The sequence below is a fragment of the Prochlorococcus sp. MIT2309 genome (genome assembly GCF_059772305.1).
In genome coordinates this window covers 1-23,303 of record NZ_CM186282.1, presented here as the reverse complement: position 1 = coordinate 23,303, position 23,303 = coordinate 1, and the positions used below count along the sequence as shown (strand labels likewise).

The following is a 23,303-nucleotide window of genomic DNA, read 5'->3' as shown; positions in this document are numbered from 1 at the left end:
TCAAAAATCAAATAAAATGTTAAAAGGCAGAGTATTCAAATGATTTATTTCATTGGACTGATAGTTTCACTTTTGAGTCCTGGATTGCTAACTAAAGCTCAGTCTTCTCTTCTGGAGAGTGTTAAAAATAATCCATCTGAGGCTCAGGCTTTATGTTCAAAATTTAGGAAACTGAACTCTCAGGGGATTTCAGCAAGCTCTACCCAATCCATAAGCTCAATATCTTCACAACGTAATTTGAGCGAAATTGATGCCGAAATACTTTCCATGTATGTAAGAGGGATCCATTGCCCAGATGTTACGTAAGAAAAATTTGAAAAATTATAGTGAACTCCAAAAAAAAGATATTGAACTTCTTTTGAGTGACGGTGTAAAGCTCAAAGCAAGAGCATGGCACCCTTCATCGGGTGGACCATGGCCAGCAATATTAATGAGACAGCCCTATGGAAGAGAGATAGCTTCAACAATCACCTATCCACATCCAACTTGGTTTGCGAAAAATGGATTCTTGGTTGTTATGCAAGATGTGAGAGGCCAAGGGGACTCAGAAGGAGAATTTATGGGTTTTGATCAGGAAGCTGCCGATACATCAGAAACACATAATTGGGTTAGATCACTACCTGAATGCAATGGTCTTTTAGGTACTTATGGGTTTTCATATCAAGGTCTGACTCAGCTTGTCGCCAAAGAAGGGACTAGGCCACCGGAATGCCTGGCGCCAGCAATGACAGGAGTTAACGAAAATCACCATTGGGCTTGCGATGGTAATGCTTTCTGGTGGCATATAGGAATTTCCTGGGGATTACAATTAGCTGCACAAAAGGCAAAAAGAAGAAGTAGAGAACAAGCCTGGTTAGAGATTCGAAAAAGTCTTGAAAGTGGTAATTACCTTAGAGAAGGCATAACACTCTTAAATAAATATGATCCAAATGGGATGGCAATGAGATGGTTTAAGCAATCAAATTCATTATCAAAAGATTGGTCAGTTCATAAACCTCTTAAGAGTTGGCTCAAACAACCAATGCTTTTAATTGGTGGATGGTGGGATCCTCACCTGACAGGTGTATTGGATATCTATCGGCAATCAATTAATGCTGGTGGAAACCCAGCAATACATATAGGCCCAGCAACCCATCTGCAGTGGTGGGACGGCACTCATTCTTTGCTTTTAAAATTTTTTCAAAAACATCTAAAAGATATTTCGTCAGAAAAAACAACCCAAGCAGGTCATATGTTTTGGGATCTAACTAAAAAAAAATGGCACTCCCTTGAAATAAATAAACCAACCAGAGCGAAGATTAATTGGTATTTGTCCAGCAGTGATGGAGTGTCAAATTTTGACTCAAGTGATGGAAAGCTGGAATCCAATAATCCCTTAGACGCTGGTTACCTTAATTTAGTGCATGATCCATGGCGGCCTTTCCCCTCCATTGGAGGCCACTTAGATCCAATTCCAGGACAGGCCGATAGATCTACCTTGGATAAGAGGACTGACGTGGCTACTTTCACAACTTCCAGTTTTAAAAATTCTCTCCAAATATTTGGGAGACCAAAACTTAATATTGAAGCCTTCTCAGACAAGGATGGATTTGACTTATGTGTTGCACTATCAATAATTGATGAAGACAAAGGAACAGTTATCCAGCTCTCAACAGGATTTCTTCGAGTAGTGGGCCCAGAAAGTCGATTATCAGTTTTTAGAAAAGTAAATCTCCAACCAATTTTTGCTACTTTCCCAAAGGGAACCAAACTACGAATCTCAATTGCAGGAGCAGCTTGGCCTGCCATAGGAGTAAATCCAGGTAACAATAGGGAAATTTGTGGTCCCCCTCAAATGATCAGTACTATTACTACGATCTCAATGAATTTTCTTGGGGCAAAACTATACTTCTCATCACTTCTTGAATAACAAAGCTTCCCTGAGTGGCTCTGATAGCACTAAGGTAAGAGACTAATTATCCAGTCAATCATGGAAACAAGTGTTATCTGCGACTGGATGAACAGTGCAGGCCAGGAACTTGCAGATTGCAAGCATGACAGTCCCTTTTCAATCCTTGGTCCTCAATCTTTTGAGGAGGGGTGGGTAATACGTGCATGGATGCCTGAAGCGGAAAAAGTTGAATTGCTTCTAAATAATGAGCAATTAGAGATGAGCAATCCGAACCATCCCTGGATTTTTGAAAGAAGATTGGGAAATAACCCCAAAGAGAATTATCAACTAAAGGTAACCAGGTCAGGTAATGAGCATATCCAACATGACCCATGGTCTTTTAGAGAATCTTGGATGGGAGACGTTGATAGACACCTTTTTGCAGAGGGAAATCATCACCACATTTGGCGAAAGATGGGAGCTCATCTCACTTCTATGGCTGGAGTGGATGGGGTTATGTTTTGTCTTTGGGCTCCTCATGCCAGAAGTATCTCAATCATTGGAGATTTAAATTCATGGGATGGCAGACATCACCCTATGCAAAAACGGCTTGGTGGCATTTGGGAGATTTTTATTCCAAATTTTAAAGAAGGAGATCTTTATAAATATGAAATCAGATCAAGCGAAGGACATTGTTATCAAAAAGCTGATCCATATGGCTTTCATCATGAAATTCGTCCTGCAACAAGTTCTATTGTTTCAAAATTAAATTCATATGAATGGACTGATTTTGATTGGATATCAAAACGAGATACGAAAAATCCACTTAACCAACCAATATCTGTCTATGAGATGCATCTTGGAAGCTGGCTACATGCTTCCTCATCAGAACCTTTCATTGACATCAATGGAAAAGAAAGAGATCCTGTTCCTGCCGCTGAAATGAAGCCTGGAACAAGATTGCTAACTTATTCAGAACTAGCGGAAAAAGTTATTCCCTACATAAAAGAAAAGGGGTTTACTCATATTGAGTTGATGCCGATTTCTGAACATCCTTTTGATGGTTCTTGGGGCTATCAAGTTACAGGTTGGTACGCACCCACAAGTAGATATGGCTCACCAAATGAATTTAGAGAATTTGTAAATAAATGCCATGAAGCCGGAATTGGAGTCATACTGGACTGGGTCCCAGGGCATTTTCCAAAAGACGGACATGGACTTGCTTTTTTTGATGGCAGTCACCTCTACGAGCATGCAGATTCAAGAATTGGCGAGCACAAGGAATGGGGAACATTAATTTTTAATTACAGTAGGAATGAAGTAAGAAACTTTTTAGTCGCTAATCTTGTTTATTGGTTTGATCAATTTCATATTGATGGAATAAGAGTAGACGCTGTTGCCTCGATGCTTTATAGAGATTATTTAAGACCAGAGGGACAATGGATCCCAAATGAACATGGCGGAAACGAAAACCTCGAAGCAGTTAAATTTCTTCAACAAGCAAATCATGTTTTATTCCAACACTTTCCTGGAGCCTTATCCATAGCGGAGGAATCAACAACCTGGCCAGGGGTGACAAAACCTACAGACATAGGTGGTCTTGGATTCAATTTGAAATGGAATATGGGTTGGATGCACGATATGCTCGATTATTTTGAAATGGATCCTTGGTTTAGACAATTTCATCAAAACAATGTCACTTTTTCAATTTGCTATAACTTCACAGAAAATTTCATGCTAGCCCTCAGTCACGATGAAGTTGTTCATGGGAAAAGTAATCTTTTAAACAAAATGCCAGGAGATGATTGGAAAAAACACGCCAACACCAGAGCTCTCCTTGCTTATATGTGGACACACCCTGGAAAGAAAACAATTTTTATGGGAATGGAATTTGGACAACGGAAAGAGTGGAATGTTTGGGATGATTTGGAATGGGAATTAACTCAATATGAACCTCATCAAGGTTTGCAGAAATTAATTAAAGACCTAAATTTCTTGTACAAATCTCAGCCAGCATTATGGAGAGATGATTTTGATGAATATGGATTTCAGTGGATAGATTGCAATGATCATAAGAATTCTGTGATTAGTTTTATGAGAAGAGAGCGAAAGAATGGAGAATGGGTTGTTGTAATAGCCAATTTCACCCCAGAATCTCACTCCAATTACAGGGTTGGTGTTCCCATATGTGGTTTCTTTGATGAATTGTTGAACACAGATTCATCAAATTACGGAGGATCAAATACTGGGAATATGGGAGGCAAATTCACCGATGAATGGCATATCCACGGATATGACTATTCACTCGATTTATCTCTACCTCCACTAGGAGTGGTTGTTTTGAAACACAATCAACAAAAATCAATTGGAAAAGGTTCAAAGATTTGACAAAAAGATTCAACAAACTCAGGTCCCTAATATTTGAGTGTGTGAAGAAGCCTTTTATTAAAGTCTTCAATTTCTCCTTAAAGGTCCGCTCTTTAGTAAATTTTTGAATTGACGTATCAAATTAATGAGCGAATCATTACCATTATTACTTCGCGCCGCGAGAGGTGAGTCTGTAGAAAGGCCCCCCGTATGGATGATGCGCCAAGCAGGGCGATACATGAAGGTTTATAGAGACTTGCGAGATAAGCACCCTAATTTCAGAGATCGCTCAGAAAATCCTGATCTTTCTTATGAAATATCAATGCAGCCATTTAGAGCTTTTAAACCAGATGGAGTAATTCTTTTTTCCGACATTCTCACACCATTGCCGGGGATGGGAATTGACTTTGACATCATTGAAAGTAAAGGACCAATAATTAACAATCCCATTAGAGAAATTTCTCAAGTTAAAAATCTTAGACCTCTTGTTCCTGAAGAAAGCATGAATTTTGTTGGAGATGTCCTTGGTAGATTAAGAGAAAGTGTCAAGAACGAGGCTGCTGTTCTTGGATTTGTGGGGGCGCCATGGACATTGGCGGCTTATGTAGTAGAGGGTAAAAGCAGTAAAAATTATTCAATAATTAAGGCAATGGCTTTTCAGGAGCCCGAATTATTGCACAAACTTCTTAACCATTTTGCTAACTCGATAGCTAATTATTTACGTTATCAAATTAATTCTGGAGCTCAAGTAGTCCAGATGTTTGATTCATGGGCCGGACAATTAAGTCCTATTGATTACGATGAATTTGCGGCACCTTATCAGAAAAAAGTAATAGAGTTGGTTAAAGATACTCACCCAAAAACCCCTATAATTTTATATATTTCTGGAAGTGCCGGTGTATTAGAAAGAATGGCAACAACTGGTGTTGATATCATTTCCCTTGACTGGACTGTTGATATGGCTGATGGGTGTAAAAGAATCCCCTCAAGCATAGGAATTCAAGGTAACGTTGATCCAGGCCTTTTATTTGGGAGTCCAAAAGCAATAAAAGAGAGAGTGCTTGATACCGTTTCGAAAGCAAAAGGTCGGAAGCATATTTTAAATCTTGGTCACGGAATTCTTCCTGGTACGCCAGAAGATAATGCAAAAGTCTTCTTCGAGGCAGGTAAATCAGTAAATGAATTAATAACTTTTGATTCTTGAAAAAGTCTCGAATACTAATAACTGGTGCCAGCGGTTGTGTAGGGCAATACACAGCCGCATGGCTTTTTAAGAATACTCAAGCTGAACTTTATTTATGGCTCAGAGATCCAAGCAAACTCAAAGCAGTTGACTCGGAACATCCACGAATAAACTTAATAATTGGAGATTTACGCCAGCCAAGCATTTTTGCCGACGAATTATCAAAAATAACTAGAGTTATTCATACTGCTACTGCATGGGGAGATCCAAATCGTGCTTACGAAGTCAACGTAATAGCAATTGAAAAATTGTTAAACTTGCTAGACCCTGAATTACTTGAACAATTCATTTATTTCTCTACAGCAAGCATACTCAAGAAAAACTTATCACCTCTTCCTGAAGCGTTCAGATATGGAACAGAATACATTCAAACAAAAGCAAGATGTTTCAGGGAACTTCAAGATCATCCATTATCAGAAAAAATAATTGCTGTTTTTCCAACTTTAGTTTTTGGGGGAAAAGTTGATGGATCAGGAAATTTTCCTGTGAGCTATTTGACTCGCGGTTTAAATGACGCAGTTAAATGGCTTTGGCTGGCTAGATGGATAAGACTTGACTCAAATTTTCATTTCATTCATGCAGCAGATATTGCTTTTATTTGTGGCCACTTAGCAAGCACACCTCACAAAACTGGTCCTGAAAATGCAAAAAGTGGTATTAGGAAGCTTGTTCTCGGCCAACCAGCAATATCAATAAATGAGGCCATAAAAGTTTTGCTCGAGTGGAGGGGGATGAAAAAGACTCCCGGGATTCCATTAAGTGGATGGTTAATAGAACTTCTTATCAAAATCCTTCCCATTGAAATTAATAACTGGGACCGATTTAGTATCAAGCAAAAGAACTTTATTCATAACCCAGTCACCTCTCCTGAAAGCTTTGGTAGCAGAAGTTACGCAAAGACGCTTCATGAGGTATTACATTTTTCAGAATTATCAAAGAAAAAAAACCCCAAAGGAAGCTAAAATATGCGCAGAAATTAAGAATTGAATGTTTTCACTTTTTCGCAAACTTGCAACTGCTTGTTTTGCACTACTTCTTGTTGTAACTCTGGCAGTTCCTTCAGCTCAAGCCAAAACTGTTGAAGTCAAGCTAGGAACTGATGCTGGGATGCTTGCTTTCGAGCCCAGTACTGTAAATATCAGTGCTGGAGACACAGTTAAATTTGTAAACAATAAACTGGCACCTCATAATGCAGTTTTTGACGGTAACGAGGATCTCAGTCATCCAGATTTAGCTTTCGCTCCAGGCGAATCATGGGAAAGGACCTTCAGTGATTCTGGGACATACGATTTCTACTGCGAGCCTCATAGAGGTGCGGGAATGGTAGGAAAAGTTGTTGTTGAGTAAATTCGACGCACACATACACACAGAAAAACGAGTTTGATTAAATCAAACTCGTTTTTTTTTTTTTGAATTTTCACTAAAACTATAATGAAATAATAGGTATTGGGAATAGCTAAGGTCCATAAAACTGTTTAATTAAAATTTATTGCTGGTAATCCCCATATCAATAGAAAGTCGTAGATCGGTTTTCCTACTAAACAAATTAACCTTTTTCAAATAAATTTAAGAAAGAAATTATGATCTTATGCAGCCAAGAGCAGATCTTTTTACAGAGAAAGCGTGGTCTACAATTATAGCAGCTCAAGATATTGCCAAAGAAAATAATAGTCAAAAAATAGAATCCGAACACCTTTGTTTATCGCTTATTAAGGAAAATAATTTAATTAAAAATATTATAAAAAATGCTGATGGAAATTTGATTAAAATAAAAAATAGTCTCAATGAATTTATAGAGAATCAACCAAAATTAAAAAATAAACCTGATACATTATTCCTCTCCAAAGAGATAACTGATTCATTAGATCAAGCTGATAAAATCAAAGATTCCTACGGTGATTTATTTATCTCGGTTGAACATATATTTGTAGCACTTCAAAAAGATGATAGATGTTGTAAAAAAATTTTCACACTTGCTGGCCTTGAAACCAATAAATTGAATCAAGCTATTAAATCTATTAGAGGGAGTCAAAAAGTGACTGATCAAAATCCAGAAGCAAAATATGAATCACTTACTAAATATGGTATTGATCTCACGTCTTCAGCAAGAGAAGGCAAGCTTGACCCTGTTATTGGAAGAGATGAGGAAGTTAGACGAACTGTTCAGATTTTAAGTAGAAGAACAAAAAATAACCCTGTACTGATAGGGGAGCCTGGAGTTGGAAAAACAGCAATTGTTGAAGGGCTTGCTCAACGCATTATCAATGGAGACGTACCAACAGCTCTGCAGGATAGAAAATTAATTGCCTTAGACATGGGTGCTCTAATTGCAGGTGCAAAATATAGAGGTGAATTTGAAGAACGACTAAAGGCCGTCCTTAAAGAAGTAACTGAATCAGAAGGGCAAATAATACTTTTTATTGATGAAATTCATACGGTAGTGGGGGCAGGTGCAAGCGGAGGCGCAATGGATGCAAGTAATCTTCTCAAGCCGATGCTTGCAAGAGGTGAACTGAGGTGCATTGGTGCAACCACTCTTAATGAACACAAAAAACACATAGAAAAAGATCCCGCATTGGAAAGAAGATTCCAACAAGTAATAATTAACGAACCAAGTGTTGAAGATACAATATCAATTTTAAGAGGTTTAAAAGAGCGTTACGAAGTACATCATGGAGTTCGAATAGCTGACAATGCCCTAGTGGCAGCAGCAATTTTAAGCAACAGATACATCTCCGACAGATTTTTGCCTGACAAAGCAATTGATTTAATTGACGAATCTGCCTCAAAAATAAAAATGGACATAACCTCCAAGCCTCAAGAAATTGATGAAATAGACAGGAAGATAATTCAACTTCAAATGGAAAAACTTTCTCTTGAAAGGGAGTCTGATTTTGCAAGTAAAGAAAGACTAAATCTTATAGAGACTGAACTTAATAGTCTAACTGAAAAACAATTTTCTCTAAATAATCAGTGGAAAAGAGAGAAAGAATCAATTGACGAAGTATCAAATATTAAAGAAGAAATAGAGCGAGTTCAATTAAAAATTGATCAAGCTAAAAGAGACTATGATTTAAATCAAGCCGCTAAACTTGAATACGGGACACTTAATAACTTGCAGGAGAACTTAAAAGAAAAGGAATCAATTTTAGAAAAGGAAAACAATTCAAAAGAGAGCTCTCTTTTAAGAGAAGAAGTCAAAGAGAATGACATATCTGAAGTCATATCAAAGTGGACATCTATTCCATTGTCTAAACTTGTAGAATCTGAAATAACAAGGCTTCTCGGTTTAGAAGATTTCCTTAATCAAAAAGTTATTGGCCAGAGAGATGCAGTCAAATCCGTTTCAGAGGCCATTCAAAGATCACGAACAGGTTTAAGCGATCCAAATAGACCGATAGCGAGTTTTCTATTTTTGGGGCCAACTGGAGTAGGGAAAACTGAGCTTTCTAAGTCACTTTCTTCTCAACTTTTTGATAGCGAAAATGCGATGGTAAGGATTGACATGTCGGAATACATGGAAAAACATTCAGTGAGTCGTCTCATAGGAGCCCCTCCTGGATATGTAGGACATGAATCAGGTGGACAGCTAACTGAGACTGTTCGCAGAAAACCTTATTCTTTACTCTTATTTGATGAAATTGAAAAAGCTCATCCAGATATTTTCAATATCATGCTACAAATACTTGATGAAGGCCGTCTTACCGACGGGCAAGGGCGAACGGTTGACTTTAAAAATACAATAATTATATTGACTAGTAATTTAGGGAGCCAATCAATAATTGAGCTATCAGAATTAGAGGATGGAAAGGATCAAATAAATCAAAGAATAACCCTTCTTTTAAATAAAACATTTAAACCCGAATTTTTGAATAGACTAGATGAGTGGATTATTTTTAATAGTCTCAAAAAAGAAGATTTGTCTGGTATAGTTCTAATTCAAATTGAAAGATTAAAGAATAGACTCAAAGAAAAAAATTTAAAATTGATTATCGATCAAAAATCTATAAAATTAATAGCAGAAAATTCATATAACCCTAGCTTTGGAGCAAGGCCACTGAAAAGAGAAATTCAAACTAAGCTAGAGACACCTATTGCAAAAATGATACTTAAAGGAGTTTTCCAAAGCGGCGATACAATCCAGGTCAACTCTGAAGCAGATAGACTAATTTTCGAAAATATATCAGAAAATCATTCCAAAAGTAATTGTTAAACCAGCCCCTAAAATGAATCCAATCAATGTTTTTCTCTGTTTATAAAAGCGATTAAAACTGTAAATACCCGCTTTAATTAATAGTAATTGTGAGAAAAATAAACCTATGAAATATCCAAATAAAATTGTAGGTTCATTCCCAATTATTACGTTACCCAATGCAAAACCATGAAAGAATATAAGAGGTAATAAAACTAATATATTCATTTCGCCTATTGCTATAAAAGCTGATATAACAACACTTAAACTCAAGATTATTTCCAGACCAGGAAAAGAAGGAGAAGCTTGAGAAAGTACGGCTCCTAAAAAACCAGTAGCAAGGAAATATGGTAAAAATTTCTGAGCAACAAATTTACTCGCAAAACCAATAGAAATTAGAAAAAGAAGATGATCAACGCCAAGGACTGGGTGTGCGAGCCCACTTAACAGACTTGTTAGCAAATTGAGTTCACCCATTCCATCAAAGGGATGGTGAGCAAAAACTGGGTTTACTAAAATCACACACAATAAGAGGATGCCAATCAAGATAATCAGAGGGCGAAAACTTGATGATTCTGAAATTTTTGGAGAAGTATTCATAGACGACATTCAGTTATTGAGATTTAATATTTTACTATTTTGAATCTAAACGAGAAGAGCAAAAAAGTAATATTAAAATAATTAGACTAGTATCTACATTAATGAAACCAGTCGGGATTCGATTCATAAAAAGCTGAATTCTGATCATTCTCCCTAGCCTCTGCTCGCCAACAACAAGTTCGTCCCTTATCCTTTCTCTTTACAAGATCATTTGCCCATTCCCAGACTAGCTTTGCTGAAAATTCCATTCCAACATTTTCCATAACCCGAAGATCAAGAGCACCATCTTGATGAAGCTTTTCCCAAGTGGAGATAAGTGGGTCATCTTTATTTATCAAAAAAGTATGATCAAACTGATCTTTTAATTTTTGATGTAATTCTTTCAAATCAGAAAAATCTACTACAAATCCATTTACATCAAGTCGATTTGCACCAAACCAGAATCTGAAACTTCTACTATAACCATGAACAAATCGACAATGTCCTGGATGCTGCCATTGCCTATGGCAACAAGGAAAATCTGTGAATTTTTTGCTAGAAGTAAATTTAAAAGAATTCATAGACATCAGTCCAAAGATTTAACAAATTGGATTAGGCTTAGGAAAATTTTAAACTTTAGAAAGCAATATGAATTCAATAGGAGCATCAGTAATCGAAAAAATACATTTTGACGAAAAAGGTCTAGTGCCAGCAATAGCTCAAGATTGGCTCGATGGTGCTGTTTTAATGATGGCATGGATGAACAGAGAGGCGCTTGAAAAAACAATTAAAAATGGGAACGCTTATTACTGGAGTCGGTCAAGAAATGAAATCTGGCGCAAAGGAGAAACCAGCGGGAACACTCAAGAAATCAAAGCCATCCGTTATGATTGCGATTCGGACGTAATACTTTTAACTATCAAACAAAAAAATTCTATTTCTTGTCATAAAGGAGTAAGAAGTTGTTTTTTCAATGAAATAAACAATGAGGGGAATAAATCAGAGAGAAATGAACGCCCACCATCAAATGCATGTAATGAATTATTCAATACTATTGAAGATAGATTTTCTAAAGATGTAGAAGGTAGTTATACAAAGTCACTCATTGATGGAGGAGACAATCAAATTTTAAAGAAAATTGGCGAAGAATCCGCTGAATTCATAATGGCATGCAAAGATGAGAGCCAAAATTCAATAGCAAATGAAGCCGCTGATATTATTTTTCACTTACAAGTTGCTTTAAAATTTCACAATGTTTCTTGGGATCAAGTCCTTGAGATACTTGCCAGCAGGCGAGGAAAAAGAAGATTTACAAAGTCATAAAGCAATATTTTATTTTTTTATGACTTTGTATAAGTCTTAATAAGTCAATCCAACGCCTCTTGCCATCATTGTTGCAAAAAATGGAATAAGTGCGAAACCGCACAATTCAACATTGATTATTATTTTTAGGCGGTCAACTAAATTTGAGTCAACGTAAGGTAATTCCCCTTTTGACAAGGGAATAGCCCAAAGGATATACGTAATGGTGGGATAAAGTGAAAGTGCTCCTACAAAAAGAAAAACACCGACTTTTAACCAAAAGATAGGATTACTAAAGTAAAACTGGCTCCCCTGACCAAAATAATAAACTCTCGATATTCCAGTAATAAGCAATGCTAAAGCCGCTATCCCATAGACAACATCAGTGATGATCATCGAGATAGCATCAGATCTGTTTGGCGAAACTTTTACAATTTTACGCTCTAGGACTAAAGCTGCAAAGCAAAGCATAAAACTTAAATAATGAATATAGGCAATCGCTGCTTTATGTATGACAGCATTACCAAAAATTGATCCCAGGGGCATGGGTAAAAAAAATCAGCCCTCTGAGGCTAACTATATATTTAATAAATTTGTGAGATAAGTAACTTCACCTAATAAAAGATGAATAAATATAAAGTTGGAAAATAAGATTTCAATACTCATATGACAGAAAATCGTTATCAATTCCGAACTATTCATTACGCTAAATGAAAGTAAACATTTTCTCCCTAGATTAAATATAAATGAGGCAAACCTCTTGAGTTCTTTAAGCGACTTTCTTGGAGAAATCGGAAGACATCCCTTGCTTACACCCGAGCAAGAACTCACCATGGGCCGAAAAGTTCAAGCCATGGTTGCTCTTACACAAAGGTGTCAATTAGCAGGGGGTAAAGGGCCAGAATGTAAATATACAGAAGTTGAAAAAAGGGCTATTCGTATTGGAGAGAAGGCAAAGAATAAAATGATAGAGGCTAATCTCAGGCTTGTTGTAAATCTTGCAAAACGATACCAAGGGAAAGGACTTGAATTACTTGATCTAATTCAAGAAGGCACCTTAGGATTAACTCGTGCTGTTGAAAAATATGATCCCAAAAGAGGTCATCGCTTCTCAACCTATGCCTACTGGTGGATCCGCCAGGGGTTAAATAGGGCCTTATCGACTCAAAGTAGAACCATAAGAATACCTGTCAACATTAATGAAAAGTTGACAAAATTGAGGGCCGCAAAATCAAGACTAATGCAGGAGTACGGAGCTCCTCCTTCTAGCGAACAAATTTCAAAGAAGATGAATATCTCGCTAACAGAGGTAGAAGAGCTTCTTTCTTGTGAATTGAGAAGCATAACAGTTAGTCTCCAAGGAGTAATCAAATCAAAATCTGACCCTTCGGAACTTGTCGATGTATTACCCTCCGAGGAAATGCCTCCGATGGAGCTTGCTGAATTAGCCGAAAGAAGCGATTCGGCATGGTCTCTTTTGGATAAAGCCAACCTTACCCCTAAAGAAAGAACGATAGTCAGCCTGCGCTTTGGACTTGATGGTACAAATCAATGGCGAACTTTAGCTGAAGTTGCCAGGCATATGAATTGCAGCAGAGAATATTGTAGACAAGTTGTTCAAAGAGCTCTTAGGAAACTTAGAAAAGCTGGAGTAAATAGTGGGATTGCAGAGGGAATTACAATAGAAAATGAATAATCTGAAGTAAAAGCAACGTTAGTAATTCTCCTCAAACCTTTTAAATATGCCTCAAGATTCAAATCAAAAAAGTGATTTTTATGAAGCAGAGGTCATTGACAGCTCTGTTATTAATGAGGATGTTTTAAGAAATATTTTGCGCAAAGCTGGTCGTGCAATAGCCAAGCCTGCTTTAGAAGTATTTGAATTGATGATTGATCCAGGCACACCCACCCAGGCAAGAGTATCGATGATTGCTGCTCTTACTTATTTAATTATGCCTTTTGATTTGGTTCCAGACATAGTCCCAGTTGCGGGGTTTAGCGATGATCTTGTTGCTCTAACGGCAGTTATAAGTCTTTGGCAAAATCATATGACTCCGCAAATAAAGTTGAAAGCCAGAATAAGGCTTGATAGATGGTTCCCATCATAAAATGAATAAATGGTCCAAAGATACTGAGCAAAGTTTTACTGTGCTCATAAAAGATTGGTTAAAGAATAGGGAGAGGAGTCAATCTGATCTTCAAAAATCACTTAAAGCGAATTCTTCAAGAATGAATTCAATTATTGAAGTTATCGAAGAAGAATACGCTAGAGGGGGAGTAATAAGGGTCGCAGAAATTCTTTGCTCAATTGAGGATGAATGGTCAAAATCAGATCATTTAGGAATTAATTTGGATGTCAGCAATCAATCTGACCCGTTCAGTCAACTTGATCTCCTACTTGAAGAACTAAAAGAAGAAAGGAAAGATTAATTACAAATTTTTGAGAATCATCCTATATTCGCAATTTAATTTATGAACTTACTTAAAAAAGAATTTCTTAAATTAAGAGTTTTTTTTTACTATGCAACATTTTTTATTTTGATCCTTTTTATATCATGTTCACTTACAGCGAGACAAACATGGGCACAATCCAACTCAAATGGTGAAAAACTTTTTATTGAAAATTGCGCAGGATGTCATATAAAAGGTGGAAATATTATTAGAAGAAACAAAACCCTAAAACTTCAAGCTCTTAAACGTAACAAATTAGATAACCCAGAAGCTATTGCAAAAGTTGCTAGAGAAGGCATCGGTAATATGTCAGGTTATAAGAAAGTTTTAGGAGAAGAAGGCGATAAAATTGTCGCAAATTGGATATGGGAGCAAGCTCAGAAAGCTTGGGTCCAGGGATAAATATCAAACGAAGTCCATATACCTTCTCGCCAATAAACGTCTTCTTCAATCAATTCTCTTAATTTATGAAGACTAGATATTTGAAATATCCCAAAAACATAACTAGTACATTTTGTAGGTCCTAAGGTAATAAGAATCCCTTCTTCCTTAAGTTTAGAAAGCCTATCAAGATGCTCTTCACGAAATGGTGTTCGCTTTTGAATAGCATTTTCACAGTATTTACCCCAAAGTAAAAATTGATCCATCTGTTGGAAGATTAATTAATCTCTTAAAAATAACACTCTAATGTTGACACAATTGGCATACATTTTGCTATGTTAATTACGTAGATTCTTTTATTTCAGAATTATGCTCACAGGTAGCGACCTACTCACCAAAGTCAAAGAACTTGGTGATGTAAGCAAGTCAGATCTTGTAAAGGCTTGTGGATATATATCCACAAAGAAGGATGGTGGTGAAAGACTAAATTTCACAGCCTTTTACGAAGCACTTCTTGAAGCTAAAGGTGTAAGCCTTGGAGCTACTGGAGTTGCTGGAATTGGCAAAGGTGGAAGGAAACTTAGTTATGTAGCGACTGTTCAAGGCAATGGAAATCTTTTAATTGGCAAGGCATATACTGCTTTGTTAGATTTAAAAGCTGGTGATGAATTTGAAATCAAGCTTGGACGCAAGCAAATCAGACTTGTTCCTGCTGGCGCTGGTGACGATGACGAAGATTAAGAAAATTAATTTAATTATTAATTTGATTAATAGTAAAATATAAATTCATCAGAATAAAGGCTCTCACTAACTTGAGGGCTTTTTTTTATGCTGATCTATAATTAAAGAATCACAGTTTATGAGTAAACTAATTAGATTCTTCTCTTAATTTTTTTAAGAAATTTCCTGCCTCTTCTACTTCATTACCAGTCGCAGCATTTGCAATTTTTTTAACTAGGGCGCTGCCAACTATTGCTCCATCTGCACCCCAACTACGAACTTGTCGTATATGTTTAGGAGATGAAATGCCAAAACCAACAGCTATAGGACTTGAGACAGATTCTTTAAGATTTTTCACGAGAGTCTTAACTCGATCATCCATAACTGATCTCTCTCCAGTAACACCTGTAACACTTACTAGATAAGTAAATCCCTTGCTATTTTTAGCAATCCTTATCATTCGATCTTTAGGGGTTGTGGGTGCAACTAAGAGGATCAAATCTAAACCTCTAGCTGAGGCAATTGGTGAAAATTTTTCTGCTTCCTCTAACGGAAGATCAGGTATAACTAAACCTGATGCACCTACATCCGATGCATCGATACAGAACTTTTCAAACCCGATATTCAATACAGGATTGCAATAAGTGAAAAGGACAACAGGGACCTGCAATCTATCTCGTAAAGAGCTCAACATTTCAAATACACTTAATATTGAAGTTCCTGAAGAAAGAGCTCTTGATGCAGACAACTGAATAACAGGTCCATCCGCTAGTGGATCACTATATGGAATTCCAAGTTCAATAATATCTGCGCCATTTTCCTGTAACTTAAGCAAAATCTCTGATGTAGTTCTCAAGTTTGGATCGCCTGCCATTAAAAATGGCATAATGGCAATTTTTTTTTCTTGCTTAATCTTTTGGAAGATATTTTTGATACTTGATTTATTCAAGGTTAGAAAAGCTCGATCACTATTTTGTATAAGTTAAAAATCTCACATCTGTTAATTCAAAGCAACTTAAAAATGAAAGTATTAACGAAATTCATTTATTACTTGTCAAGTTCCTTCAATAATCTGATTTGCTCTTCTTCGGGTAATGAATCAAATTTAGCTTGTAATTTTTTTCTTGATAATTCTTCGTAGGCTTCTCTGTACCTTTTTCGCTGTTCGATAAAAGTCATATTTCCTGTAAAAACTCTATAAAAGTAAGAGCAAGTCCATATCAAAACAATAATCACTAAGAAAGCTTCTGAAATGATCCCAGAAGTGAGTCCATCAAATCCAGCCATTGAAAGGCCTAAATAACCAATTCCACCTAAAAGAAGAACAGCCAGGCCAAACTGAAATACTTTTGCTCTAGTCAAAACTTACTCCTCGTTTTGCCCTTCAAGACGAAGGTTTAAAAAAGGAGCAAATAAAATTAAACCAGGAAAGAATAAAAAAACCAACCCATAAATCACCAGTCTTTCTATTTTGCCCATAAAGTGCCATCTATTATTCATCCAGTAAAACAAAAACAGAGGAACTACTATTAAATATATGATCCCTAATCCTGCATAAGTACCCAAAACGAGAACTAAATTGTTGGAAATTTGATTTTCTAAAGCAAAAAAAGTCACTATGGAGGATACTGTTAAATGAAACCTAGATCCAGGTTAGGGGTAATCTAAGCCTTTTCTAGGGAGTATGGCGGAATTGGTAGACGCACCAGACTTAAAATCTGTTGGCCGCTTTAGGCCGTGGGGGTTCAAGTCCCCCTACTCCCATCAATAAACTAAGAATTACTACCAAAAGCACACCCCCCTTCCTCATTGGTCAAAAGGGTCCAACTAAGTTTTTCGCCTGCATGAAAAGGTATGATTTTTTCTTTTTGGTTAAACTCTCCAACATTAATAAATTTGGGAACCATTTGGATTTTTCTCACTAAAGTTATTTTCTTTGAATTCAATTTAAGCCCATAGAATTTTGCTCCAAATTCACTGCAGAAGGGCTCGAGATTCTCCATTTTATTCTCACTATCGAAAACTTCCGCATAACTCTCTAAAGCAAAAGGAGAATTAAAAATCCCTGCGCATGCACATGAATTCTCTTTCGCAGGTCGCAGATGAGGTGCAGAATCAGTTCCTAGGAAAAAGCATGGTTTTCCGCTAGTTGCAGCCTTTCTCAAGGCTAAGCGGTGGATTTCTCTCTTCACAACTGGAAGACAATAAAAATCTGAATTTAATCCTCCCGCAAAAAGTGCATTCCTATTTATGTGTAAATGATGAGGTGTGATAGTAGCAGCTATTTCATATCCGCTTGTTTGAACAAAATCTACTGCGTCTTTTGTTGTTATGTGCTCTAATACAACTCTTAATTTCGGATATTTCTTAAGAAGGGGTGACAGTCTTCTCTCAATAAATACAGCTTCTCTATCAAAAATATCAACCTCCTGATCAACCTCCTCGCCATGAATCAATAATGGCATTCCTAAACGTTCCATCGTCTCAAATAACAAGTCAATATTATTTAAATCACTAACACCCTCAGATGAATTTGTCGTTGAATTAGCGGGATAAAGCTTTGCGCCAATAAATAGTTTTTGTTCATAGCCTTTTATTAAAGTTTCCGGAGACATATCATCAGTCAGGTATGCGGTCATTAATGGTGTGAAACTTATGCCTCTAGGTATTGATTTTAAAATCCTATCTCTATAGCTATTCCCTAAATCAATCGTGGTTATGGGAGGAGATAGATTTGGCATTATTATTGCGCGCCTAAAGACCCTTGAGCTATGAGCCAAAAATGATCTCAGGAGATTTCCATCTCTTAAATGTAAGTGCCAATCATCAGGTTGTCTTAGGGTGATTTTGTCTAACAATTTAACTATCCAAATTTAATTTGAGACAAAAATGAAATATCTGCTCAAAAGGAAATATTTCAATTTAATCAGAAAATAACGAATTAAATCAACCCAGCCAAATAACATTAAAAGAAAAATCGAATTGTTATCAAAGAAATAACATAACCAAAGATGCTCAACACTCTCACAATATCGTTAATTGAACTAATTTTTGGGATAGGTCTCCTTTTTTGGGGTGGAGAGATATTTGTCCAAGGTGCAGTAAGTTTCGCCAAAATACTCAAAATACACCAGCTGATAATTGGTCTTACTGTAGTTTCACTTGGGACTAGTGCTCCTGAACTTTTTGTTAGCTTGAATTCAATATTCCAAGGTTCAGAGGAGCTTGCACTGAGCAATGTCGTAGGAAGTAATATTTTTAATATCCTGGTTGTTTTAGGTGGCAGTTCGATAATCCTTCCCTTAAAAGTCGAGAGTCGCTTGCTTAGAAGAGATGTTCCTCTCTTAATAGCTGTTTCAACATGTGTCTGGGGGATGGCCTCAGGTGGAAAATTTACATGGCAGGCAGGGATCGCGCTCCTCGTTGCACTTATCATTAATACAATTTGGGAAATTCGTACAGCCAGAGAGGATTCCAATACTTTTTCAATTAGTGAAAATAATTATGCAAAATCCGATTCAAAAAATTGGACAATTGCAACTGGGAAAATTTGCTTAGGAATCGCTCTACTAACATTTGGCTCAAAATTACTGGTTAGTGGAGCTAGTACCTTCGCTCTATTCTTTGGAATTAGCGAAACAATAGTTGGATTAACAATTGTTTCGGCTGGTACATCAATGCCAGAACTAGTAACATCATTAGTGGCAACTTTTAGAGGAAGAGTTGATTTAGCAATTGGAAATGTTATTGGAAGCAGCCTCTTAAATCAGTTACTTGTATTAGGATCATGTGCATTATTTTCTGGAAATAATGGATTATCTGTCGATCAATTACTTATAAAAAAAGATTTACCCATAATGGTAATTTCTACACTTGCCTGCATGCCAATTTTCTGGACTAAAGGTAAAATAAGTAGACTTGAAGGAAGCGGTTTATTAGGTCTATATATCTTATATCTTTTGGATCAAATAATTCCAATAACTTCTCCTGAATACCACAATATTTTTCGATCTGTGGTTATATTTATAATTTTACCGATGAGTCTACTAATAATTTTTTTCAAGTCAGCGGAATACTTTTATCTATCCAGAAAATCAAATTTTAATTAATAACTTTAGGTTAACCACTCATAGTTACGAATTCTTCTGAAACAGTTGGATGTAAAGCCATCGTTTTATCGAAATCACTTTTAGTCGCACCAATCGATAATGCAATAGATGCCATTTGAATAATTTCCGCAGAATGCTCGCCTAACATGTGGCAGCCTAATATTTTATCAGATTTTTTTGAAACGATTAATTTCATAAAACAGCTCTGGCGACTATAACTTAAAGTCTGAGACATGGGAATAAAGCTAGCACGAAAAACATTAATTCCCCCCTCTCCATATTTGATTACTGCCTCTTCTTCCGAAAGTCCTACGGATGCGAGCTCAGGTTGGCTAAATACCGCTTTGGGAATAAAATTATAATTTATAATTCGATTTTTATTCCCAAAAATATTATCAGAAAAAGATCTTCCTTCTTCAATCGCAACCGGTGTTAGATTAGCTCTATTGGTAACATCACCAATCGCATAAATATTAGAAATATTAGTTGCATTTTGACTTCCTACATAAATTTTATTTTGATCATATTTGATTCCTACTTTATCAAGGCCTAATCCATCAAGGGATGGTTTCCTTCCAACAGCAAATAACAATTCGTCACATTTAATTTCTCGCTTATCAGTAGTAACTTTTAGGTGATCATTCGTTTTTTCTAGTTCATTAACAGTTTCACCAAAATATACTTCAATATTATTGGCAATCATACTTTTTTTTAAATTTTCTGAAAGTTCGCAATCAAATCCTTTTAATAAATTATTACCCCTAACTAATTGAGTGACTTTTGTACCCAATCCAGTAAGTATGCAGGCAAACTCACAGGCGATAAAACCACCTCCCACAATAACCATGTGTTCAGGGTATTTTTTCATCAAAAACATATCATCGCTAATAAGTCCAACGGAGGATCCTTTTATTTTCGGCCTTGTAGCTCCTCCTCCAACAGCAATCAATATCATTTCTCCGCGAATTGTGTCGGTAATAGGAGCATCTTTAGATTCTTTTATTGCAATTGAATTTTTATTCAAAAATTCTGCCCATCCTTTAAATAATCTGACTCCTGCTCTCTTCAAAAAATCAATATGGAGGCAATTCAATCGATTTACCTCATTTCTGATATTGCTCAATAATATTTCTGTATTGAAACTAACTTCATTAAAATCAATTCCATATTTACTTCCGTTTTTTATGGATTCACCATAAGAGGAACCATAGACAAGCAATTTTTTGGGGACACAACCCCTTATTACACATGTACCGCCAACTCGATCACCCTCAATTATGGCAACTCTTGCACCGTGAGCTGCCGCTCTTTTGGCGGCCGCCAGACCACCAGAGCCTGCGCCAATTACGATCAAATCAAAATTGTTTTCCAAGCGAGTAACAATCAACTACTTTTCAATTCTCCATCAAAAATATGGATCAAGCCATAAATCCCTACTCATGGGACAAATTAAAAAGTTTTGCTGCTAGCGAAGACGACCGAATTAATGGTCCCAATAATTCGCACACAAGTCTTCGACTATTTGGTAATTCTGAATCAAGTATCAGAGTTACCCTTTTCAGAGATAGGCACGCATGGTGCCCATATTGTCAAAAAGTTTGGCTTTGGCTTGAGTTAAAGAGAATTCCCTACCGAATCGAAAAAATCAATATGCGCTGTTATGGCAAAAAAGAAGAATGGTTTTTGAAGAAAGTTCCATCTGGAATGTTGCCAGTTATAGAGTTAGACAAGAAAATCATTACTGAGAGCGATGAGATACTTTTATCTCTCGAGAAGTCCTTTGGGACATTGGGAAATTCTTTAATTCATCCTAGAAATATTAACTTAAGAAATCTCGAAAGAAAAATCTTTTTTAGCTGGTGCAATTGGCTTTGTAAACCAACATTATTTAAACGAGAAGAAAAAAAAAGAAAACAAAATTTTCTATTAGTTATGGAAGAGCTTGATCAACTTATCTCAAATCAAGAATCACTATGGCTTGATCCCATGATTTCTCAAGAAGGAATAACTCAACCTGGTAGCGGTGATGTTGTTTTTATACCCTACCTAGAGAGAATGAATGCATCTCTCGCCTATTACAAAGGATTCCTAGTCAGAAAAAAATTCCATTCCATCAATAATTGGTTTTGCAAGCTAGAAAATTTTGATTCATATCGTGGAACTCAAGGGGACTTTCACACCCATGCACATGATCTCCCTCCCCAAATGGGAGGATGTTTTAAAGATAAGAATGAGATCCAGCAAAGATTTGCTCAAGATATTGATAACGGTAATGGTTTAGGGGATCAAGAGATTTGTTCTTCGATTCTTTCAAAAAATAAACCTGCAGCAATTGCTCTTGCAAGAGTAATAAAACATAAAGAGGGCATAATGCATGCAAACCCACTCGACAGAGATGATTTTGAACAACCTTTGCAGGCCGCACTAACAAATATGCTTAAGGAAGAGAGTTGTCCACCTAATCCAGGTACTGCTATAGGACTTAGATATCTAAGAGATCGAATTTCAGTTCCTCGAGATATGCCTTTACTTGCAGCAAGAGAGTTTCGCCAAGCACTCGAAAAAACAGCTCAAATGGATGGGAGAGCATATGGCTACCCAATACCTTTAGTAAATCGTTTCGACCAAAATCCAAATAATTTTATTAACAGCTAAATACGTTAATTAGATTAATAAGATCTCACAAATTAATAAAATCTTTTTTTAGCGATGTTTTCTAGAATCTATCTGAAGAAGATCTTTAACTCGTTGGACTATACTTGCTGTCTCAGGGTTAGTTGATAATTTTTTTTCAATTTGCTCAATTGCATAAATAACAGTAGTGTGATCTTTTCCACCAAATGCTTCACCAATCCTAGGCAGACTTAAATCTGTTCCATAACGCATTAAATACATCCCTACTTGTCTCGCCTGACTTACAGGCCTACGTCTACTTGAGCTTTTCATCTCATCTGTTGTTACATCAAAAACCTCCGCAACTTTATCAATCACTTGTTTTGGGGTAACCTCAACACCTTTACTACTTGGATCAAGCATTGGTGCAACTGACTCAACATTCATAGGCAAACCAGTGATAGATGAAAAAGCAACAGCCCGAGTAAAAGCCCCCTCCAACTCCCTAATATTTGAAGTGAATCTACCGGCAATAAATTGAACCAAATCCCTTGGTAACCTCATGCGCTCTTGTTCGGCTTTCTTTTGCAAAATGGCCATTCTAGTTTCCAAATCTGGTGCTTGTATATCAGCAATTAATCCCATAGAGAATCTTGAAATCAAACGCTCCTGAAGGCGTGAAATTTGACTGGGTGGTCTATCACTAGTTAAAACTATTTGACGTCCCACCTCATGTAAAGCATTAAATGTATGAAAGAACTCTTCCTGAGTAAATTCCTTACCCTCAATAAATTGAATATCGTCTACAAGTATGAGATCTGCGGCCCGATATCTATTCCTAAATGATTCCATCTCTCCTTTTCGAATAGCGAGAATCAAATCATTTGTAAAAGTTTCGGTAGAAACATAAGTAACTTTTGCATGAGGATCAATTTCCAATCGATAATGACCAATTGCCTGCATCAAATGTGTTTTACCTAAACCGACGCCACCGCATATATACAAAGGGTTGAATTCGCGCCCAGGGGATTCTGCAACTGCCATCGCGGCAGCATGAGCCATCCGACTATTTGGACCAACAACAAATCTATTAAAAACATACTTGTGATTCAAAGAGGGTTTTTTATTATTTGTTCTCTTAACAGGGGTACTTTGATAATCAGATTGCTGAGTCTTAGTTCCCTTTTTGCTAGCTAAAGTTTTAGATTTTTCCTTATTTTCCGATTTGCTCTCAATTGATTGAAATTCAACTTTTAGGGGCTCGCCATATATCTTTAGAACTAGCTCTTCAATTGTATTGGCATAATTTTTCTTCAAATAATTGCTTGAGAATGGATTTGGAGCAATCAAAATCATTTTTCCCTGTTTCAGGGAATGAAATTTTGCTGGTCTAATCCAGGTCTCATAAGAGGGTTTGCTCAAATTCTTTTGAAGGGACCCTTGAACCTTGTCCCAAACTTCATCACCCGTTAGCAC

General features: G+C 36.6%; 25 protein-coding genes and 1 tRNA gene. 16 read left to right on the top strand and 10 right to left on the bottom strand.

The annotated features are described in order from the left end of the window. Positions 1-39 precede the first annotated feature (39 nt). The 7 genes from AC6EJA_RS00130 (at position 40) to clpB (ending at position 9,693) form a co-directional block, all read left to right on the top strand. Positions 40-306: a DUF8664 family protein gene (locus AC6EJA_RS00130; RefSeq protein WP_498502509.1), complete on the top strand. Its 267-nt coding sequence runs from the start codon at positions 40-42 to the stop codon at positions 304-306. Then, positions 296-1,909, top strand: coding sequence for a CocE/NonD family hydrolase (locus AC6EJA_RS00125; RefSeq protein ID WP_498502508.1), 1,614 nt, complete (start codon positions 296-298; stop codon positions 1,907-1,909). The genes AC6EJA_RS00130 and AC6EJA_RS00125 overlap by 11 nt, the downstream gene beginning before the upstream one ends. 60 nt (positions 1,910-1,969) lie before the next feature. Further along, entirely contained in the window at positions 1,970-4,258 is a 2,289-nt protein-coding gene (glgB, locus tag AC6EJA_RS00120) for a 1,4-alpha-glucan branching protein GlgB (RefSeq protein ID WP_498502507.1), read from the top strand. Between the two features lie 124 nt (positions 4,259-4,382). After that, positions 4,383-5,441, top strand: coding sequence for a uroporphyrinogen decarboxylase (hemE, locus tag AC6EJA_RS00115; protein ID WP_498502506.1), 1,059 nt, complete (start codon positions 4,383-4,385; stop codon positions 5,439-5,441). Next, on the top strand, positions 5,438-6,442 hold the full coding sequence (locus AC6EJA_RS00110) for an NAD-dependent epimerase/dehydratase family protein (protein ID WP_498502505.1): 1,005 nt from the start codon (positions 5,438-5,440) through the stop codon (positions 6,440-6,442). The genes hemE and AC6EJA_RS00110 overlap by 4 nt, the downstream gene beginning before the upstream one ends. Before the next feature lie 25 nt (positions 6,443-6,467). Next, positions 6,468-6,827 (top strand): plastocyanin, encoded by a 360-nt coding sequence (petE, locus tag AC6EJA_RS00105; protein ID WP_498502504.1) that lies wholly within the window; start codon positions 6,468-6,470, stop codon positions 6,825-6,827. A gap of 241 nt (positions 6,828-7,068) precedes the next feature. Further along, a complete protein-coding gene (gene clpB / locus AC6EJA_RS00100; RefSeq protein WP_498502503.1) occupies positions 7,069-9,693 on the top strand; it encodes an ATP-dependent chaperone ClpB in 2,625 nt (874 codons plus the stop codon). On the opposite strand, the gene AC6EJA_RS00095 is transcribed toward clpB, so the two are convergent. After that, a complete protein-coding gene (locus AC6EJA_RS00095; RefSeq protein WP_498502502.1) occupies positions 9,664-10,272 on the bottom strand; it encodes a HupE/UreJ family protein in 609 nt (202 codons plus the stop codon). The genes clpB and AC6EJA_RS00095 overlap by 30 nt on opposite strands. Positions 10,273-10,370: 98 nt before the next feature. Continuing rightward, positions 10,371-10,838, bottom strand: a complete 468-nt coding sequence (locus tag AC6EJA_RS00090) for a 6-carboxytetrahydropterin synthase (protein WP_498502501.1) — start codon at positions 10,836-10,838, stop codon at positions 10,371-10,373. Between the two features lie 61 nt (positions 10,839-10,899). Here AC6EJA_RS00090 and hisIE point away from each other — a divergent pair, with 61 nt between their 5' ends. Beyond that, positions 10,900-11,574: a bifunctional phosphoribosyl-AMP cyclohydrolase/phosphoribosyl-ATP diphosphatase HisIE gene (gene hisIE, locus AC6EJA_RS00085; protein ID WP_498502500.1), complete on the top strand. Its 675-nt coding sequence runs from the start codon at positions 10,900-10,902 to the stop codon at positions 11,572-11,574. Between the two features lie 36 nt (positions 11,575-11,610). Here the strand turns inward: hisIE and AC6EJA_RS00080 are convergent, their stop codons facing one another. Then, the gene (locus tag AC6EJA_RS00080; protein ID WP_498502499.1) at positions 11,611-12,099 is read right to left on the bottom strand and encodes a DUF2214 family protein; all 489 of its coding nucleotides are present in this window, start codon (positions 12,097-12,099) and stop codon (positions 11,611-11,613) included. 214 nt (positions 12,100-12,313) lie between these two features. Here AC6EJA_RS00080 and AC6EJA_RS00075 point away from each other — a divergent pair, with 214 nt between their 5' ends. From AC6EJA_RS00075 to AC6EJA_RS00060, 4 genes are read left to right on the top strand one after another with little or no spacing between them, the layout of a single operon-like run. Next, the gene (locus AC6EJA_RS00075; protein ID WP_498502498.1) at positions 12,314-13,249 is read left to right on the top strand and encodes a sigma-70 family RNA polymerase sigma factor; all 936 of its coding nucleotides are present in this window, start codon (positions 12,314-12,316) and stop codon (positions 13,247-13,249) included. A gap of 46 nt (positions 13,250-13,295) precedes the next feature. After that, positions 13,296-13,661 carry a YkvA family protein gene (locus AC6EJA_RS00070; protein WP_498502497.1) on the top strand — a complete coding sequence of 122 codons (366 nt, stop codon included), beginning with the start codon at positions 13,296-13,298 and terminating at the stop codon, positions 13,659-13,661. 1 nt (position 13,662) lies between these two features. After that, entirely contained in the window at positions 13,663-13,983 is a 321-nt protein-coding gene (locus AC6EJA_RS00065; protein WP_498502496.1) for a hypothetical protein, read from the top strand. 42 nt (positions 13,984-14,025) lie between these two features. After that, positions 14,026-14,406, top strand: a complete 381-nt coding sequence (locus tag AC6EJA_RS00060; RefSeq protein WP_498502495.1) for a c-type cytochrome — start codon at positions 14,026-14,028, stop codon at positions 14,404-14,406. On the opposite strand, the gene AC6EJA_RS00055 is transcribed toward AC6EJA_RS00060, so the two are convergent. Continuing rightward, positions 14,382-14,651, bottom strand: coding sequence for a YciI family protein (locus tag AC6EJA_RS00055; RefSeq protein WP_498502494.1), 270 nt, complete (start codon positions 14,649-14,651; stop codon positions 14,382-14,384). The genes AC6EJA_RS00060 and AC6EJA_RS00055 overlap by 25 nt on opposite strands. A gap of 103 nt (positions 14,652-14,754) precedes the next feature. Here AC6EJA_RS00055 and AC6EJA_RS00050 point away from each other — a divergent pair, with 103 nt between their 5' ends. Further along, positions 14,755-15,126 carry an AbrB family transcriptional regulator gene (locus AC6EJA_RS00050; protein ID WP_498502493.1) on the top strand — a complete coding sequence of 124 codons (372 nt, stop codon included), beginning with the start codon at positions 14,755-14,757 and terminating at the stop codon, positions 15,124-15,126. Positions 15,127-15,253: 127 nt separating this feature from the next. Here AC6EJA_RS00050 and trpA read toward each other — a convergent pair whose 3' ends face one another. The 3 genes from trpA to AC6EJA_RS00035 all read right to left on the bottom strand — a co-directional run bounded on the left by trpA (position 15,254) and on the right by AC6EJA_RS00035 (position 16,722). Continuing rightward, positions 15,254-16,054 carry a tryptophan synthase subunit alpha gene (trpA, locus tag AC6EJA_RS00045; RefSeq protein WP_498502492.1) on the bottom strand — a complete coding sequence of 267 codons (801 nt, stop codon included), beginning with the start codon at positions 16,052-16,054 and terminating at the stop codon, positions 15,254-15,256. Positions 16,055-16,152: 98 nt separating this feature from the next. Beyond that, complete coding sequence (locus tag AC6EJA_RS00040) at positions 16,153-16,467, bottom strand: DUF3007 family protein (protein WP_498502491.1); 315 nt, start codon at positions 16,465-16,467, stop codon at positions 16,153-16,155. 3 nt (positions 16,468-16,470) lie between these two features. Then, positions 16,471-16,722 carry an NAD(P)H-quinone oxidoreductase subunit L gene (locus AC6EJA_RS00035; protein ID WP_498502490.1) on the bottom strand — a complete coding sequence of 84 codons (252 nt, stop codon included), beginning with the start codon at positions 16,720-16,722 and terminating at the stop codon, positions 16,471-16,473. Positions 16,723-16,783: 61 nt separating this feature from the next. Here AC6EJA_RS00035 and AC6EJA_RS00030 point away from each other — a divergent pair. Next, positions 16,784-16,869: transfer RNA gene (locus AC6EJA_RS00030), tRNA-Leu, on the top strand. An 8-nt stretch (positions 16,870-16,877) separates the two neighbouring features. Here AC6EJA_RS00030 and pyrC read toward each other — a convergent pair. Beyond that, complete coding sequence (gene pyrC, locus AC6EJA_RS00025) at positions 16,878-17,972, bottom strand: dihydroorotase (RefSeq protein ID WP_498503599.1); 1,095 nt, start codon at positions 17,970-17,972, stop codon at positions 16,878-16,880. Positions 17,973-18,116: 144 nt separating this feature from the next. Between pyrC and AC6EJA_RS00020 the strand changes: the two genes are divergently transcribed. Next, positions 18,117-19,214, top strand: coding sequence for a calcium/sodium antiporter (locus tag AC6EJA_RS00020; RefSeq protein ID WP_498502489.1), 1,098 nt, complete (start codon positions 18,117-18,119; stop codon positions 19,212-19,214). 10 nt (positions 19,215-19,224) lie between these two features. Here the strand turns inward: AC6EJA_RS00020 and gorA are convergent, their stop codons facing one another. Continuing rightward, positions 19,225-20,601, bottom strand: a complete 1,377-nt coding sequence (gene gorA / locus AC6EJA_RS00015) for a glutathione-disulfide reductase (protein WP_498502488.1) — start codon at positions 20,599-20,601, stop codon at positions 19,225-19,227. A 26-nt stretch (positions 20,602-20,627) separates the two neighbouring features. Here gorA and AC6EJA_RS00010 point away from each other — a divergent pair, with 26 nt between their 5' ends. Continuing rightward, positions 20,628-21,869 carry a glutathione S-transferase N-terminal domain-containing protein gene (locus AC6EJA_RS00010; protein WP_498502487.1) on the top strand — a complete coding sequence of 414 codons (1,242 nt, stop codon included), beginning with the start codon at positions 20,628-20,630 and terminating at the stop codon, positions 21,867-21,869. Positions 21,870-21,917: 48 nt separating this feature from the next. Here AC6EJA_RS00010 and dnaA read toward each other — a convergent pair whose 3' ends face one another. Beyond that, positions 21,918-23,303, bottom strand: a complete 1,386-nt coding sequence (gene dnaA, locus AC6EJA_RS00005; RefSeq protein WP_498502486.1) for a chromosomal replication initiator protein DnaA — start codon at positions 23,301-23,303, stop codon at positions 21,918-21,920.